At 46.6% G+C, this 17053-nt stretch carries 11 protein-coding genes; 6 read left to right on the top strand and 5 right to left on the bottom strand.

Annotated elements, in window-relative coordinates:
* The first annotated feature begins 373 nt into the window (after window positions 1-373).
* Window positions 374-1276, top strand: coding sequence for a pentapeptide repeat-containing protein (locus tag V2H45_RS01125; protein ID WP_330481757.1), 903 nt, complete (start codon window positions 374-376; stop codon window positions 1274-1276).
* A gap of 144 nt (window positions 1277-1420) precedes the next feature.
* Here the strand turns inward: V2H45_RS01125 and V2H45_RS01130 are convergent, their stop codons facing one another.
* Window positions 1421-3064 (bottom strand): MBL fold metallo-hydrolase, encoded by a 1644-nt coding sequence (locus V2H45_RS01130; RefSeq protein WP_330481758.1) that lies wholly within the window; start codon window positions 3062-3064, stop codon window positions 1421-1423.
* A 633-nt stretch (window positions 3065-3697) separates the two neighbouring features.
* On the opposite strand from V2H45_RS01130, the gene V2H45_RS01135 reads away from it, so the two are divergent.
* The 3 genes from V2H45_RS01135 (at window position 3698) to V2H45_RS01145 (ending at window position 7174) form a co-directional block, all read left to right on the top strand.
* Window positions 3698-4537 (top strand): septal ring lytic transglycosylase RlpA family protein, encoded by an 840-nt coding sequence (locus V2H45_RS01135; RefSeq protein WP_330481759.1) that lies wholly within the window; start codon window positions 3698-3700, stop codon window positions 4535-4537.
* Window positions 4538-5160: 623 nt separating this feature from the next.
* Complete coding sequence (locus V2H45_RS01140; protein ID WP_330481760.1) at window positions 5161-6198, top strand: pentapeptide repeat-containing protein; 1038 nt, start codon at window positions 5161-5163, stop codon at window positions 6196-6198.
* Between the two features lie 58 nt (window positions 6199-6256).
* Window positions 6257-7174 (top strand): histone deacetylase family protein, encoded by a 918-nt coding sequence (locus tag V2H45_RS01145; protein ID WP_330481761.1) that lies wholly within the window; start codon window positions 6257-6259, stop codon window positions 7172-7174.
* A 115-nt stretch (window positions 7175-7289) separates the two neighbouring features.
* On the opposite strand, the gene purD is transcribed toward V2H45_RS01145, so the two are convergent.
* From purD to V2H45_RS01165, 4 genes are all read right to left on the bottom strand, one after another.
* A complete protein-coding gene (gene purD, locus V2H45_RS01150) occupies window positions 7290-8567 on the bottom strand; it encodes a phosphoribosylamine--glycine ligase (protein ID WP_330481762.1) in 1278 nt (425 codons plus the stop codon).
* A 94-nt stretch (window positions 8568-8661) separates the two neighbouring features.
* Window positions 8662-9297, bottom strand: a complete 636-nt coding sequence (locus tag V2H45_RS01155; protein ID WP_330481763.1) for a chromophore lyase CpcT/CpeT — start codon at window positions 9295-9297, stop codon at window positions 8662-8664.
* A 138-nt stretch (window positions 9298-9435) separates the two neighbouring features.
* Window positions 9436-11187 carry a DUF3352 domain-containing protein gene (locus V2H45_RS01160; RefSeq protein WP_330481764.1) on the bottom strand — a complete coding sequence of 584 codons (1752 nt, stop codon included), beginning with the start codon at window positions 11185-11187 and terminating at the stop codon, window positions 9436-9438.
* A gap of 175 nt (window positions 11188-11362) precedes the next feature.
* Entirely contained in the window at window positions 11363-12730 is a 1368-nt protein-coding gene (locus V2H45_RS01165) for a histidine phosphatase family protein (RefSeq protein WP_408648687.1), read from the bottom strand.
* A gap of 906 nt (window positions 12731-13636) precedes the next feature.
* Between V2H45_RS01165 and V2H45_RS01170 the strand changes: the two genes are divergently transcribed.
* Complete coding sequence (locus tag V2H45_RS01170; protein ID WP_330481765.1) at window positions 13637-15832, top strand: Rne/Rng family ribonuclease; 2196 nt, start codon at window positions 13637-13639, stop codon at window positions 15830-15832.
* An 18-nt stretch (window positions 15833-15850) separates the two neighbouring features.
* Complete coding sequence (locus V2H45_RS01175) at window positions 15851-16975, top strand: NAD(P)/FAD-dependent oxidoreductase (RefSeq protein WP_330481766.1); 1125 nt, start codon at window positions 15851-15853, stop codon at window positions 16973-16975.
* Window positions 16976-17053: the final 78 nt, after the last annotated feature.

Consider the following 17053-nt stretch of genomic DNA (forward strand, 5'->3'; position numbering starts at 1 on the left):
TCCATCAAATCTCTAAGTTTTCTTAAAGAGATTCTCTTCTAAAGAATACTAAGATTTACTTGGGAAAAACTCTAAATATCATGAATCTAAACAATTTTTTGGTTATAAATACCAATAGGTTTATTCTTAGGGTTTCCTTGATTGCTACGTTCATGCTTCCCTTTATTCCATCAAGATCTTAAGGAGCTGTTTAATTCATTTAATAAGGTTGATGAAAAGACTTAGGTAGTGTTAGAAAATTCAATTAAGCTTAAGTCCCCTAAAGACGAATTCTATCAAGGGAAACAATCCGAAGACATTGTTAAATTGTTCACAATGCTAATCTCTAACCGCCATAACCCTTAAACTGTAATGATGGTACGGTGAAACTCTTATGATTGATTTAGACCGATGCTATCGAGTACTTGGACTAGAGCCAAGTGCTTCCCTTGAGGAAGTGAATCAAGCCTATAGAGACTTGGCGTTTATTTGGCATCCCGATCGCATTCCCAAGGATGACCTAAGGTTGCAGGCAAAAGCCCAAGAAAAATTAAAAGAGATCAATCATGCGCGCGATCAGGTGCGATCGCATCGCTCTTCCGCACAAACTCACGCTACCCAATCTCATACTACCCAGACCCACTCTGCCCAAGCCCACTCCACACAAACCAATCAATATTCGCACCAAGCTAAAACCCAGTCCACACAATCAAACCAGTCAAGCTATCAGACGCATCACCAACCCAATCCTCAGACTAGCCACCAACAATATAGCTACCAAACAAATCATCAGGCTAGCCATCAATATGGCGCTAAAACCAAAACCCAATCAAACCAGTACACCGCTCCACGCCAACCGCAGCAAACTTACCAACCGCGCTATCAGCCCACACCCAAGCCTACACCTCAACCAAACCCTCAGCCAAAACGACCAGATCACTTGAGTGGTGCCGATCTCAGTGGTGCCGATCTGCGTGAAAAATATCTTGAAGGTCGCAATCTTAGCAACGCCAATCTTAGCAATGCCAATCTGACGGATGCCTTTTTGCATCAAGTCAATTTTGAAAATGCCAATCTGTACAGAGCCAATTTATTTAGAGCCAACTTGTTACAAGCAAATCTAGTCAAAGCGAATCTGAGGGAGGCGAACTTAATTGGTGCAGATTTAAGTGGCGCAGATTTGACGGGAGCTGACTTGACGGGCGCTCGTATTGGCTATAACAATCGCATTATGGTAAAGCTAACGGGAGCAAAGCTCAAAGGAGCCATTATGCCCGATGGTTCTGTTCATGCCTAATTCGTTTATGTGGATCAAGCCATTTTGCGGATGCGATCGCTACTTGAGCAAGTTAGGTTAAAACTATGTCTCGGATAATTCCTCAATAGCGCGGTTTGCTAAGTTAAATTAGCCTTACCCCGCTATTTTCGTTTTATAAGGGAGCTATTCAGTGTTTTCAGCGATCCCTTCAAAAGCCAAACAATAGCCATCGCGACTAACTTTCAGCCCTGACAACGGCGACGCTAGGTTGAGGCAACGTTGCCCTCGATAAAACTGGCAGTTGCCACAGACGCGCAAATTGTCATTGCCAGCATCAGACAACTCGCCCGAGAGTAATTCTCTTTGGGTAAGTCCACGAATAATTAACTCTTCGCCCTGCCACCTTGCTTCAACCAAACCCGTATCGGCAAAGTTTATCCACCGTGAATCGGCTGTAATTTCCGCAGGTAAGGTCAGCACCACAGCCGAATCTAGCTCAGCTAGTTCCCCTTCATAGGGTTGTAGTGCAGCGCGATCGGATCTAGGCGGAATTGCCCCATGAAAAGACTCACCCACTGCCAACTCTAGCCGCTTTCCTGAAGGGGGGCAATGAACGTGATAGCGATTACTTAATTCGTCTAAATTTGCCAGATCGGCTAGATAGTCAGCACTGCCATGCATAAATACAATGTGCTGAGGTTTTAAGTTATGGATTAGTTGCGTTGTCCCTGCAACATCGCTGTGATCGGCTAAAAGATAGGTATCAATCTTGGCGGAAGCGTGGGGAAACGAAGTATTTAAGAAATTCGACCCACGGCTTTGAAATTCGGGCAGAAGTATGAGCCAAGGTCTTGCCCATCGATCGAGCCATTCTGTCCAGTCAGAGTGTTTGTCAACCAATAAAATGCAGGGCTCGCGATTAAGCTGCTGACCTGATTCAATCCGTCCGACATGCGGCCTGACTTTTTTGTCCCAAAATAGCGGTTGATGTTGCGCAAAATTTCGCACTGAGTTGGGTAGATAAGGCAGCAAATCTAAATAGGCATCGCACCCAAGCGCGATCGCGGCATCTACCCAAATATCAATATCTTTTCCTGTAAATTGATGATGGCTGCGCAGTAACATTAAAATTTCTTGCCCAATCCCAATTCTCGATACAGGTAAAATCACTGAGTAACCCGTCGCGATCGCCTCGATAATTTTGGTAGCTAAATCGTTTTCTTGGCTGCGGCGGTGAGGATGCTTGGCTGTGCCATAGCTGCCTTCGATAATTAGAACATCGGGTGACAGACCGCGAAAGTCTTCTAAGCGCAGGGACTCGACTAGGCGAGAGTTAGAGAGAAAAAAGTCACCCGTATAGAGAATTGAGTATTCTCGATCTTTGGCAGTATAAGTCAAGCTCAAGCTTGCCGCTCCCGGTAAATGACCAGAGGGCAGCAACTTTGCCGATAAATTGGGTTGAATTTGATATTCTGTCCGCCAAGCCAAGGGAACGCAAAATTCGGGCGGGGCAAGGGCGGGATCTGCCCAAGCCAGAGGCAGCAACCGAGATGTTACTTCGCTTGTGTAGATCGGTAAGTCAGGGGCGATCGCATGCAGTTCTTTTAAACCGCGTCCATGATCGGAATGGGCATGACTGCAAAAAACCCCTGCCCAAGGCACATTACCTTCAGATGAACCTTCAGAACTGAGTCCTGTATGAAACAGGGGGGATAAATCGGTCAAGCCACAATCGAGCAGAAACCAGTAGGGACCCAAGCGTACTTGGAGACAGACCCCCTCACCCTGCTGTCCCGATGCTAGAGGTAAGCATTCCAGTTCAGCCACAGGCAATTTCCTGTTTTCTCTGGAAACACTTGGCGATCAGGATGTGTCCCCCTGCCCCTCGATGACTTATTGTGGCAAAGTTTTTTGTGCCAAAGTTTGGAGATTGAGGATTTTGTCTATTAAGTAACCCTATAAACAACCTTTTAAGTAACCCTATAAACAACCTTTGTTGAATGGGTTGGACATTCGCAATTTTGATTTGGGGCAGTTTGATTGTTTTCTTGCTTAAAAATTCCCCATCTATTAAGGGGAAAAACAAATGAAATAAAGAATTTAAATGTGTTTTTAAATACATCGTTGAAACGCTTGACTAGGGCGTATTTGCATAAAAAATTAATGAAGAATTTCTTGGGGAAATAGACCTAAGTAATTTTATCTCTTCCAAAGGGGTGATTTTTGATCCCCGACGATCCTCTATTTTGTATTGAGGCATACAGAAACCTTACAAAAGTATTCCACTTTTGTGAAATGGTTACAGGGAAACCGATCGACCAGTTTTTAATGCTTCTCTAAGAAAAATATAAAACGAGAAATCTAAAACCTACTTTTTACAACAGTCTATTTACAAATCTTTTTTATATTCTAACTATCTAGAGATTTTGGCTTAACGAAATCTAGTTTGCAGTCTTTATTATGAATACTTTCGCAGCAATGTGGGTCGTATCAATCGGCTCCACTTTCTTTAGCGCGCTTTATTTTAATCTCAACAAAACGATCGCGGGCTCGCCTTCTTATCAGAGCGTCAAGTATATTGACCAATCTGCAGTTAATAATTCTGTACAATCTAAAGGTTTGACTTTTGCCCCAAAGCGATCGCAGTTCCATACCATTTCTCTACAGGCTACTGGTGCGAACCATTGGACGATTTTTGTCAATCAGAAACCAATCTTAACGCTGAGCCACATTGCAGATGCAGCGACGGTAGCCGCAAGGCTAGAATTTTTGCTAAATTCCTCTAGCTTCGATCCGAACAAAATTCTGCCAGTGATTTGGAATGGTAGTTACATTGGACAATACGATTTGGCAACGCTATTTACAGTCCCAATGGTTGGAATTGCCAATCCCGAATTAAATCTAACTCAATGGGTTAACAACTTACGTCAAGCCACAGGTGCAAAGCCCTTGACCTTAGTTGAGGCACAACAGCAGATGCTTCAGCTTACGGCTACAGACCACAGCGTGCAGGGTGAGGCATCTTGGTATGGATGGGATTTTCATGGCCTGCCAACGGCTTCAGGAGAAACCTTTGAGCAAAAAGGGTTTACGGCCGCCCATCCTTCTTTGCCCCTCGATACCTATCTAAAAGTTACAAATCTCCGCAATGGGAAATCGGTGATTGTACGGGTGAACGATCGCGGCCCCTATGTGGGCGATCGTATCCTCGACCTGTCCCATGCCGCAGCCATAGAGATTGATAGCGAACAAGTAGGTGTTGTCGAAATTAGCGCGACGGTAATGCAAACGCGATCGTAAGAAGGTCGCCCGTTGCGTTCACCCAACTGGGTGATGTTGGCAAGCTATCCAAACCGATAATCTAATTACATTAAAGCCTTAAACTGACTGCGCCCAGAAACCCTTCTGGGCTTTTTTTATTTTTTGAAGCGATCGTTCGCGAGAAAAAGGTCGTCCGCTACGTTCACCCAACTGGGTGATGTTGGCAAGCTATCCAAACCGATAATCTAATTACATTAAAACCTTAAACTGACTGCGCCCAGAAACCCTTCTGGGCTCTTTTTTTGCTTTTTTGGGACAGCCGCGAATGGGTAGGCTTTGACAAAAACAAAGCGATCGTTCGCGAAAAAAAGGTCACCCATTGCGTTCACCCAACTGGGTGATGTTGGCAAGCTATCCAAACCGATAATCTAATTACATTAAAGCCTTAAACTGACTGCGCCCAGAAACCCTTCTGGGCTTTTTATTTTTTATAACATTTTATAACAATTGCATCATAGGTAATAAAGGATTGGCGTTTAGGTTTTGGCTCTTCGCTAGCAACGGTTTTCAAAATACAATTACAGACTTTTTCTTGTTTCTGTATATACATAACCCTGAAATAATCACGCCAATCAAACCATCCAAATCGAGGAGTCACCTCTATGGCAAACGCAGAACATCTGGCATTGCTAAAACAAGGCGTAGCGACATGGAATCGATGGAAGGCTACTCATCCTGAAATTGTGCCAGATTTAAGTAGTGCTAACCTCAAACTTGGAAACCTTAGAGAAGCAGATCTGCGTGGGGTAAATCTGCGTTGGGCAAATCTAAGTTGTGCCAATTTGCTTGGTGCAAACTTGAGTAATGCCGATTTGCGGAAGGCTAATTTGCGAGAAGTCGATCTATACCGTGCAAAGCTCATTGGTGCCGATCTCAGTGGCGCTTATCTCTGTCACACCTACCTTAGAGAAGCAAATTTTAATGGCGCTATTCTTAGTTCGGCCATGATGGCAAATGCTGACTTGACGGAGGCACTATTTAGTAATGCCGATCTAAGTGGGGCAAACCTCAATGGCAGCGATCTAATCGGCTCGAATCTCAACCATGCCACGCTTAGTGATGCTGATTTACAAACTGCCAATCTCTCAAAAGCCAATCTCAGTTTCGCAAACCTCAGTGGCGCCAATCTCACTGAAGCCAATTTAAGTAACACCAATCTCAGCAATGCCATCCTAAGCAATACCAATCTGACACTATCGATTCTCAATGATGCCGATCTGAGCGATACCATTCTCAATCATGCTGTTTTGGTGGGAGCTGACTTGAGTGATGCCGTTTTAAGTAATGCCAATCTCAGTCACGCTAACCTGACGGATGCGATTCTCAATCGTGCCACCCTCAGCAATGCCACCCTCAGTAATGCAAATATTACCAATGCCCAGATGTGCGATGCCATTCTTAGCGATGCCCAGCTCGATCACGCCAACCTCACGGGTGCGAATCTTAATGGCGCTCAGTTGATTTCAGCGAGATTAGAGGCAGCGTTTTTAATCGGCACAAACTTGATCAAGGCAAATTTACGACTGGCAGTGCTTACAGGCGTTAGTTTTCGAGATGCCAACCTCAGTGGGGCAAGTTTGAGTGGCGCAATTATGCGGGGAGCTGTGATGCCAGATGGCTCTGTGGTGGGTTACGAATAATGGGGGCTGAGCGTTAGGATGCTGTTTTATCGATCGCTTGGGATTGCTACAGCTCCAAATGGAACTACCGATTGTCTATCATCCTGATTATGTTGTTCCTTTACCTGACGGACATCGATTCCCTATGGTAAAGTTTCGTTTGTTGACAGAAATGCTGTTGGCAGAAGGGGTGGTGCAGTCTAAACAATTGCATTTGCCTGAGTTACCACCGAGAGCATGGATCGAGTCGGTGCACGATCCGAGCTACGTGCAGGCCTATTGCGAGGGTAGCCTCGATCGCAAAGCATTAAGACGCATCGGACTGCCTTGGAGTGAGGGGTTGGCCCATCGCACTTGCATAGCTGTAGGGGGAACGATGCTTACGGCTCAGTTGGCTTTGCAGTGTGGGTTAGCCTGTAACACAGCGGGAGGAACCCATCATGCCTTTCCCAGCTATGGATCGGGGTTTTGCATTTTTAACGATCTGGCGATCGCCGCAAGGGTAATCCAACAGTTAGGATTAGCTAAAAAAATTCTGATTGTCGATCTAGATGTGCATCAGGGGGATGGCACGGCATTTATTTTTGCTGATTCTAAGCAAGTGTTTACCTTTTCAATGCACTGCCAGATTAATTTTCCGAGTACGAAGCAAAACAGCGATCTCGATGTTCCTCTGCCTGAAGGTATGGAGGATGATGCCTATCTACGCACCTTAGCGAACTATTTACCCGATCTGCTCTCAGCGTTCAATCCCGATCTGGTGCTTTACGATGCAGGGGTTGACCCCCATGTCGGCGATCGCTTAGGGAAACTAGCGCTTACGGATACTGGGTTGTATCGGCGTGATATGCAGGTTTTGAGTACTTGCTTAGCGCAGCGATACCCCGTAGCCTGCGTGATCGGTGGCGGCTATGCCGACGATCTGCGAGCCTTAGTCTATCGGCATTCCTTGCTACATCGAGCTGCCAGTGAAGTGTTTCGCCACTATCGGCTTTAATTCGGAGCGACCATCAATTCTAGAGAATCAGAATCTTTTTAAGTCCCCCAGATATTGAGGGATTTAGGGGGGCTTTTAGGTTGTTAAGCTTACATCTCTTCGTTGTTAGAGAGAATTAGGATGCGATCGCGCGGCTGGCAATATCTTTCCGAAAGATCGCTCCGTCATAGTCAATGGACTCGATCGCGCTGTAAGCCGAAGCGATCGCTGCTTGAATATTTGAGCCCGTGGCGGTCACACCTAAAACCCTGCCACCACTGGTAATTAGGCTATTATTTTTTAGCTTTGTACCTGCCTGAAACACAACAGCACCAGATGCTTCAGCTTTACCAATTCCAGTAATAAATTTACCGAGTTCAACTTTTTCGGGATAGCCACTCGCTGCCATCACAACACAGACAGAGGCTTGAGGCTTCCAAGCGATCGGCGGCATTTTTTCTAAACGGCGCTCAATACAGGCAAGCAACAGTTTTTCTAAGGGAGTATCTAAAAGAGGCAAAATCGCCTGCGTCTCAGGATCGCCAAATCGACAATTAAACTCGATTACCATGGGCTCACCACTGGGTGTAATCATCAAGCCTGCATAGAGACAGCCACGATAGTCAATTCCCTGTTCTCTGAGGGCAGCGATCGCTGGTTCTAGTACCTTAGTTTGAATTTTTGCCATTAGCTCAGACGTAGCGATCGGTGCTGGGGCATAGGCTCCCATCCCGCCTGTATTGGGACCAATGTCGCCATCTCCTAGTCGCTTGTGATCTTGGGCAGGCAATAGAGGGCGAATGGTCAACCCATCGGTAATGGCAAGAACGGACAACTCTTGTCCTGTGAGATATTCTTCAATCACAACCATCTCGCCCGCCGCACCAAATTGTCCGCTAAAGATTTTAGCGATCGCTTCTTCAGCCTGCTCTAGGGTCATGGCAACCGTCACGCCTTTGCCACTTGCCAAACCATCGGCTTTAATCACAATCGGCGCACCCTGCTGTTGCACATAGGCTACAGCACTGGCTGCATCCTTAAATACAGCACTAGCCGCCGTTGGAATGCCAGCAGACTGCATCAGTTCCTTTGCCCAAGCTTTACTGGACTCAATCTGTGCGCCCTTTTTGGTTGGACCAAAAATTGGGGCTTCGGCACTATGAAAAAAGTCCACAATCCCTTGAGATAGGGGCAACTCTGGCCCCACAACGGTCAGGGCAACACCCTGCACTTGGGCAAATCTGAGCATTCCCTCAAAATCATCGATTGACAGCGACACATTGCGGCATTTGGGTGTCGTTGCGGTTCCCCCATTCCCAGGAATGCAGAAAACCTGGGTAATTTCTGGGGACTGTAAAAGCTTCCATGCAATGGCATGTTCTCTACCGCCATTACCAATAACAAGAACTTTCAAACTAACACCTATAAACGATTTACGAACTTAACTGTCAACGAAAATTATGCCTACAAATTTTTGCTAGACTCAGCAGCTAATTATTCGTGACTAATTATACCGAAGAAACCTCGTGAGACCGAACTTCCGTAGCAAAGCTGGTCTTTTTGGTAAATTCAAATGGCCCAGCGACTGACCCCCAAACCCGCTCATCTGTCTCTGGGTCGTGACCGCGATCGAGGCTAGAAAAGAAATGCTCTCCCACTTCAAATTCATTCACAAGGTAAGTTGATTTGCCCTTACGCACGACGCAACATTGTTTGCCCGGCTCGATCGCCCCCTTAAAGGTATTGTTCTCGGTGCGATGTACCAGCATGGTGCAGCCGCAGAGTTTTTCGAGTTGCTCGGGTGTAAGTTCTTGCAATCGCTCGGGTTGACGGCTTGCACCAAAGTAATTTTCGGCTTCTTTAAGTTTGTAGTTCACAATTTCAAGGTGGTCGCCCCTTGACACAATATTCAAGATCGCCGTGCGATAGGGGTGGTTTAGCTCAAAATCATAGGACTGCTCGGAGTACAACCAGACGCCCTCGGGTGGCTCTGTACTGGGGATAACTGGCAATGGTCGAATGCAAACTCGAATATGCGCGAAAAAGGGCGGATTTTCGATCGCTTGTTCCCAGTTGCTAAAGTCTCCCGCCAACCATGATGCCAAGGTAAAGACATCAGCAGGGGTAGTTTGAATTGTGGTCATGTCTTTAGAAGATTTGAATAGGTATTTTTATAATGATTGTGAATTTAATGCAGGGGCAGTGGGTCTGAGTCCGCCCGCTTCGTTTTGGGTTTATAAAATTTTTAAGGAATGCAAAATAGTTCTTAAAGTTTATCAGACCTACTTGAGTGCAATCGAGATCTCACCACGCAGACTCGAACCATTGGTAGCAGTACTCGCAAGGTTTATCACTTCAATATGGTCTAGCAGCAATTGCAAAGGCGATCCTTGCAGTGCCTTCAACGTGGTTGGGAGTAGCGGGAATTTGGCGATCCAGACATCTAGATTGGTTTTGCGATCGATGTAGGCAAATCCTGACAAATTACTGGGTAGCTTTTTGGCAAGGTTCTTAAACCTCGGCGATCGCGAGATCGAGGTGAGATCGCTCGATAAAACCTTTTCTACAGCCTCAATCGAGTTCGAGAAAATTACATATTTTGAATCGGGCGCAATTTTGGTATGGGCGATCGCGACACTGCCATTGATCGATGCTGCCGCTAAAGCGTCTTTAGGATTGGTCACAGCCGTTAACTGCGTCCAAACTGTGAGATTTTGCTCGTTGAGACTCAAATCCCCTACGGTGAGTTTGGCGTTGCGAGCTAGTGCATCTAGTCGATCGATTTCTGCTTTCACTACACTCGGTGCTTTATTCTCGGCAATCAATACCCAATCTGATTTGCCCGTAGCATTGGGTAGAGCCGCGATCGCATAGTCCCCTTGCAACCACTCTCTGTTTGCTTCCTCTAAAGGCGAACCACCAAAGCTCAAACTAGAATTTGCGGTTAAGGTAGCGATCGCACTGACGAAGCTTGCGTTTAACTCTGGGTAAGGCTTGAGGGTTGCAGAAATTTGTTGGAGGGTTTGGCTGAGGTCGCGACCGACCAGTACAGAACTACCAGCGGGAACAAGCTCGGTAATTTGATTGGAGTTTTTTGGGTTTTGGGCTTTAGCACTGGCATGATTTCCCGCTAAGGCTATATTTGTAGCGAGGGGATCGAGCGTCAGGACTGTTTCAGCCTCGAGTCCTTGCCGATCCAGACCCAGCCCTACGGATAGGACTGCTTTCGGTAAATTTGTGAGATTTTTAGGTAAGACCCCACTGGTTGTTCCCCATGAGCCTAGTTCGGTAAAATTGGCAAAAGCTAGACCAATTCTGCCTTTTGTAAGTTGCTTGACGCTTGCTTTATAGGTATCTAGTCCTGCTAAAGCAAGATCGGGTACTTGCAAGTCGTTAATGGCATTACGAATGACTTTGACATCATTGGCAAATAGCACAAATTTACCAATCGTGGCGCTGGCGATCGCGGCATCCTGCCCTAAATTCGGTAGCGGCGTGTTGGCAAAAACAATCGGGATGCCCTGATACTGCTCAAAACCTAAATCCGATCCTCCAATTGCCTGTCTCTGCCAAAATTTTTCTACGGATGCTTTTGCTAGTTCTACATTGCTGGTTGAGAAGGCTAGGAGATAACCAGGTTGTAAGCCGTTTTCACTTTGGCGATCGATGTCGGTTGCGGTCACCGCCAAGGTGATTTCATTGCCTAACCAAGGCTGAATATCGCTGTCATAATCTAGCGCCCATTCCTGCTGAAGCTGTTGTTTGAGGCGGCGAAATTCGTTTTTAATGCTGGCGCGATCGCTGGACTTAGCAGCCAATTGCGCGAATAGGCTCAGGCGATCGGGGTTGACTAGAAAGGAGAAGAAAAGCGGCGATCGCTTTGGTAAAAAGTTAACGGCTTGCGGTTGTGTTTTTACACCCTGCAATAGATCGCTAGGATTGGCACTCAGCACCTTAGATACTGCTGTAAAACTCAGAACCAGTAAAAAAATTGCAGCAACTGCAATGCCAATAAAAATTGATTTTGCCTTCATACAAACCTCAACACACGCGCCGAAATTAAGTCTAACTGAAAGACCAACACATAGTTATTGATGCTTTGTTATTCGTTATCTGACGCAGCAATCAGAAATAATACATAGATAAAGAAGGGGCAATTCATGAATTGCCCCTTCTTGTTAGGATTGTAAAAAATGGGTAACTGCCAGCCTACAAAGCCCCTGCGGCTGTTTGATCGAACACGCTATTGGATAGATGCGTAGTGATATTCATTGCTTGCAACATCGGTGGATGCTCGTAACCCTTGTAATAATCAATCACGCTTACACCGCCATTGCCCTGCTTAAATATCCAGAATTTTTCAGGTTCAAAGCCAAACAACTGACAGAGAATCGCTTTATTCACGGCATCATGGGCAACCACCAAAGCTGTCTCACCTGCAGGGGTAGCGCGAATGATTTGCAGCCACGCCTCGGCAACCCTGTCCCAAACTTGCTGCAGATTTTCACCTTCAGGCATTTGGACAATTTCGGGGTTTTTTTGCCATTTTTCCAGTTCGCCTGCAAATTCCGCTTCAATTTCAGCTTCAAATTTGCCTTCCCAAAGTCCGTGTGAAATTTCTTTGAGTTCGTCAAAATATTCCAGCTCCACCTCAGGATGATGGGTCAAAATCTTGAGGGCAGTGTCTTTGGGGCGCAGCATGGGACTGCTAAAAGCTTTGTGAAGGGTTACAGAAGCCAAAAAGTCAGCGGCTTGCTGTGCTTGTTCTTCACCCTTGGCATTTAAAGGCACGTCAATTTGACCTTGAAAACGTTTTTGACGATTCCAATCGGTTTCACCATGACGCACGAGTAAAATACGCGGCCCGATGTGGACTTTGCGAGGAGGAGGCAAAACTGATTTTGTCAGCGAAGTGAGGTGGCTTGTCAAATTCAAAGACTCCAACTGCACCTGCACGTTACTTAAATCTGAACCTAAATTTGAAAGATTGTCCCCAGCAAAATTTAAGACACTAATCGCACAGTTAATCTGCTGCAAATGATGATATTGCGCTGGCTGGAGTCCGATAACGGTAGAAATCAAGGCACGATTGACACCACTATGACCGACGATCAGAATTGTTTGTCCCGTGTGCTTCGGTAAAACTTCTTGCCAAAATGCCTTTGCCTGCTCGAACAAATCGAGAACGGGGTAGCGATCGCTAACCACCAACTTATGCGGCTCGTGCTCCCAATTGTGAAATTGATCGGGAAATTGCGATCGCACCTCGTCAAAAGTCAACCCCTCCCATGCAGGCAGGTTGATTTCACATAAACCCTCATGAAACGTAACGGGTGGCGGACTAGAACTAGCTGCCAGTATCTGCTCAGCCGTTTGGCGAGCGCGGAGCAAAGGGCTGACATAGGCCGCATCAAAATGTAAATTGGCAAGTGCAGCACCTGCCAAGCCAGCTTGTTGCTGACCTTTTTCGGTCAAGACGGACTGAAGTTCTGGTCGATCGAGGTTGCCGCGACCTTGCACCATATTATTGGTGTTAAATGTACTTTCACCATGACGTACTAAGACGATGCGAGTAATCAGGGGAATATCCTCACGCTTAAAAACACCTCAGCAATTCTATCGTTCAAAGCTACGCTATAATACTAAACTAGGCTACATATAACCGAGCAAAAGAATATATCTTGCTTGCGTTGCTTTCACCTATGCCTCAAGACCTGATGCCACTTGTAAAAGTTAAGTCATAAGTTTAGGCAGTCTACTTAGGTACGTGTAGCTTAGTCGGTCTAAGAGTTTCGCTAAGTTAAATTTCAAATTTCAGTGACTATATACGGAAATTGCGGGTATAGTTATTGACGTTTAATTTGTGACGGTTTGTATTGCTATGCTGTCAAATCAGTAGCTTTCAGATCTTGCACCACACAAGCATTTAGCCCAAATTTAACTTTGGATTTAGCGTTGCATAAACATTAAAGAATGCATGAATAAAGGGTGAAGCGGTGATTTCTCTTATCGGGAAAACCCCATCCTCAATTTAGTAATACCATTCCTTGATTTAGCAACGGTTTTAACTCAAGGTTCCAAGTTTATATTTGAAACTTAAATTTGAGACTCAAATCTACTAAACTCTAAAATTTACTAAAACGGACTGAATCTCTTACTCAGTAAGTTTCAGTAGACTTAAGCTTTTAGCTCCAAAACTGAATTTTTGGTGGCTAAGTACAAAGGGTAAGGTGACAAAAGGTAAGGTGTGAGATGTTAGCCAAAAGCCTGAGTCAGATCGAATCAGATCATGGACTAATACTTAAATCTCTTTAGAGATGACAAGGGTAGAGCATAGGCAAAACATCAACTGTAATCTGTACTTTGAGCTTTTAGCTCTTAAGATTTTGGGTGTGTCATGCTCTTAACAGCCACCCAAGCAGCCACTAAGCATTATGGGTTCTTAGACTGGCTCAACTAACTCAAAAATTCTGAGGAAATTGGATGCCCAAGCAAATTATCATTGCTGAGCAGCATCGGACGGCTGCTGTATTCAGCGAAGACCAGATTGAAGAAATTATCGTTGCCACTGGGACGCATCAAGTCGGGGATATCTACTTAGGTGTGGTCGAAAATGTTTTAACCAGCATAGATGCCGCCTTTGTCAATATTGGCGATGGGGAACGAAATGGCTTTATTCACATTACCGATCTAGGTCCTTTAAAAATGCGCCGTTCTGCGGGCAACATCAGCGATCTGGTGTCTCCGCAGCAAAGAGTTTTGGTGCAGGTCATGAAAGAGCCTACGGGCAATAAAGGACCTCGCCTCACAGGCAATATCTCGCTACCAGGCAGATATGTCGTATTAATTCCGTTTGGACGGGGAGTAAACCTATCTCGTCGCATCCGCACTGAAACTGAGCGCAATCGACTCAGAGCCTTGGCGATTTTAATCAAGCCCTCAGGCATGGGGCTGCTGGTGCGCACCGAAGCTGAAGGCATGCCCGAAGAGCAAATTATTGAAGATTTAGACAATCTCCAAAAACAGTGGGAAGCGGTTCAACAAGATGTGACCACAACCCGTCATCCCAGTCTGCTCGATCGCGATCGCGACTTCATTCAAAAAGTACTGCGCGATCTGTACTCCAGCGAAGTCAACCGCATTGTCACCGATACCAGTGATGGTCTGAGGCGGGTCAAACACCATTTACTCAATTGGGGGGATGGCAAAATTCCCAGTGGCCTATCGCTCGATCAACATCGCGAACGGGCTTCAATTCTGGAATATTTCCGTGTCAATGCTGCTATTCGGGAAGCATTAAGACCTAGAGTCGATCTGCCCAGTGGCGGTTACATTATCATCGAGCCAACTGAAGCGCTCACGGTGATTGATGTTAACTCTGGCTCCTTTACAAAATCTCAAACATCTCGCGAAACCGTTTTATGGACAAACTGTGAGGCAGCCGCCGAGGTAGCGCGTCAAGTTCGACTGCGTAACATTGCGGGTGTGATCGTCGTGGACTTCATTGATATGGACACGCGCCGCGATCAGATGCAACTGTTAGAGCATTTTAACAAAGCCCTTCGTGCGGATAAGTCTCGCCCACAAATTGCCCAACTGACGGAATTGGGGTTGGTAGAGCTAACCCGCAAACGTCAAGGTCAAAGCATTTACGAGCTATTTGGTCGCCCCTGTCCCACCTGTAACGGTCTAGGTCATCTGGTGCATTTACCCGGTGACTCAGCCGCGCAAACCGTTGACTCTACAACCCGTCAGTGGGAAGCCCGCTATACCTCTAAGCTCGATTTGACGACAGAGCTGCTAGAGGATGATTCCCCACTCAGTGGCGGAATTGAACCCAATCTGGTCAACCATCCTAGCTATCAAGAACGCAACGGTAATTCTCGCCGTCGCAAACGCAATGCTCCCCCCGGACGCGATCGCGATGCCCGTGAAACCCGCGATCCAGAAAAGCCACCCATTGCGATCGAAACCCGTGAAGGTCGTGAAGGTCGCTTACGGACGGAATCTCGTTCTGAGTCAAGACCTGAGTCGCGTACAGAGCTTAGATTTGAGACAAGAGAGCCACCCTCTAAAGTCCCCGTATTGTCTTCGTCCAGAACTGTGGTTACAGCGCCACCTCCCGTTGAAGCCGAGCCAGAAGTCATCCCCCAAGAGCGGATCGGTCGTCGTGAAACTCCCCGACCTAAACTTGAGCCACCTGAGATTGTGGTTGTGGAGATGACGGAAGAGGAGCAAGACATCTATGCCTTTATGGGAATTTCTCCCTTGCTGTTGATCGATCGCGAAGTCAAAGATCCGCGCAATAGCATTGTGACGGTGACCCTACCGGGTATGGCTCCCCAAATTCCAACTTTGGAAGTTCCTCAGGCATCGCAACTGTCTGATGCAGCCGATGGATCTGCGGATGGCAATGACTTGTTGGATATCAGTCCAACCTCAGACCAAGATGATGAGTACGATCGCCTCGATCAGCCCGATGATTTTTCCGATGATTTTGCGGCTCAACCAGAGCAACTTTCTCAGTCGGTTGAAGTCCAGAATGGTGAATCGAGCAGTAAGCCTTCAAAGGCTGTACTTGAATCCAATGCCACAGAAGATTCTGGGACTAAGAAGGAGGAACCACCGATTCAGTCGCCTGCAGCATCTCGCCGTCGTCGCACCTCATCAGGATCGTAGCGATCGCGCCATGAAAGCATGACAAGCCAAGTCACAATTATCGGCTGTGGTGTGGTTGGTGCAGTCCTTGCCTACGAGTTAAGCAAAGTCGCAGATCGGGCTGACCTTCAGATTACTGTCCTAGAGGCGAAGTCAAAACCCGCCCAAGGCGCTACAGGGGCTGCCTTGGGTGTTTTGATGGCTGCCTGCGGGCATAAATTGCGCGGCACGTTGGTGTCGATGCGTTTAGCCAGCCTGCGTCTATATGACGACCTTGTAGCCGAATTAATTTCCCAAACTCAAATCGAGATTCCCTACTATCAGGCGGGGATTCTTTGCCTCTATGGCGACGCAAACGCTGAGGCAAGATGCGAGACATTGATTCCATATCGTCAAAAACAGGGATTCCCGATGCATTGGCTCAGTCAGTCAGAGCTAGGTTTGGAATACCCCCAGTTTCAATCGCATGGTGGCCTATACAGCCCTAGCGATCGCGCCATTCATCCCATTAAATTTGTACAAGGTTTGGTAGAGGCAGCCGCAGCGAATGGGGTGCAATTTCGTTGGAACTGTGCGATCGCTTCGCTCGCAGATTTACCGCCAGATCTTAAGTCAGACTGGATCGTCATTACCTCTGGGCTAGGCGCAAATCAACTGCTGGCTCCCCTTTTACCATCCTATGAGGAGTTGCTCCAACCAGTTGGTGGGCAAGCGATTAGAGTACATTTGCCTAATTTAAATTTAAAGCCCCTAAACTCGCAACCGATCGTACATATCGAGCCTCAAGAAGGCTCTAACATGAACATCGTACCGCTTGGCAACGATCAGTTTTGGATTGGTGCAACCATGGAATTTGAAGCTAGCCAACGCGATCAGCAGTTGCCCACCGAGGCGAATATTGTTTTATTACTCGATCGCGCGATCGAGTTTTGCCCAGAATTTGCCAAGGCCACAGTTCTAGAAACTTGGGCTGGCGATCGCCCTCAGCCCAAAGCCCACAAAGCCCCGATTTTAGGATTTGTGCCCAATCATCCCAATGTCTTGCTGGCGATCGGGCATTATCGTAACGGTATTCTGATGGCTCCGCTCACTGCTCAAATTACCCGCGATCTAATCCTGCATGGCAAGAGCGACTTACCTTGGCAGAAATTCAGCTTACAATGATTAGTGAAAAGGTTTTCAGTGAAGAGGTTCTCAGTGGTCAGTCAAGAAAATTTTATCCTTTGTAAGCCAGATTCAGAC

The organism is Tumidithrix elongata BACA0141 (assembly GCF_036349135.1).
Taxonomy (GTDB): Bacteria; Cyanobacteriota; Cyanobacteriia; order Pseudanabaenales; family Pseudanabaenaceae; genus Tumidithrix; species Tumidithrix elongata.

What these genes read in the sequence shown, in the direction of transcription:
- V2H45_RS01145 (WP_330481761.1), top strand. Translation starts at nt 6,257, where the DNA reads ATGGAACTACCGATTGTCTATCATCCTGATTATGTTGTTCCTTTACCT.
- V2H45_RS01140 (WP_330481760.1), top strand. Translation starts at nt 5,161, where the DNA reads ATGGCAAACGCAGAACATCTGGCATTGCTAAAACAAGGCGTAGCGACA.
- V2H45_RS01160 (WP_330481764.1), bottom strand. Translation starts at nt 11,187, where the DNA reads ATGAAGGCAAAATCAATTTTTATTGGCATTGCAGTTGCTGCAATTTTT.
- V2H45_RS01125 (WP_330481757.1), top strand. Translation starts at nt 374, where the DNA reads ATGATTGATTTAGACCGATGCTATCGAGTACTTGGACTAGAGCCAAGT.
- V2H45_RS01170 (WP_330481765.1), top strand. Translation starts at nt 13,637, where the DNA reads ATGCCCAAGCAAATTATCATTGCTGAGCAGCATCGGACGGCTGCTGTA.
- V2H45_RS01175 (WP_330481766.1), top strand. Translation starts at nt 15,851, where the DNA reads ATGACAAGCCAAGTCACAATTATCGGCTGTGGTGTGGTTGGTGCAGTC.
- V2H45_RS01155 (WP_330481763.1), bottom strand. Translation starts at nt 9,297, where the DNA reads ATGACCACAATTCAAACTACCCCTGCTGATGTCTTTACCTTGGCATCA.
- V2H45_RS01135 (WP_330481759.1), top strand. Translation starts at nt 3,698, where the DNA reads ATGAATACTTTCGCAGCAATGTGGGTCGTATCAATCGGCTCCACTTTC.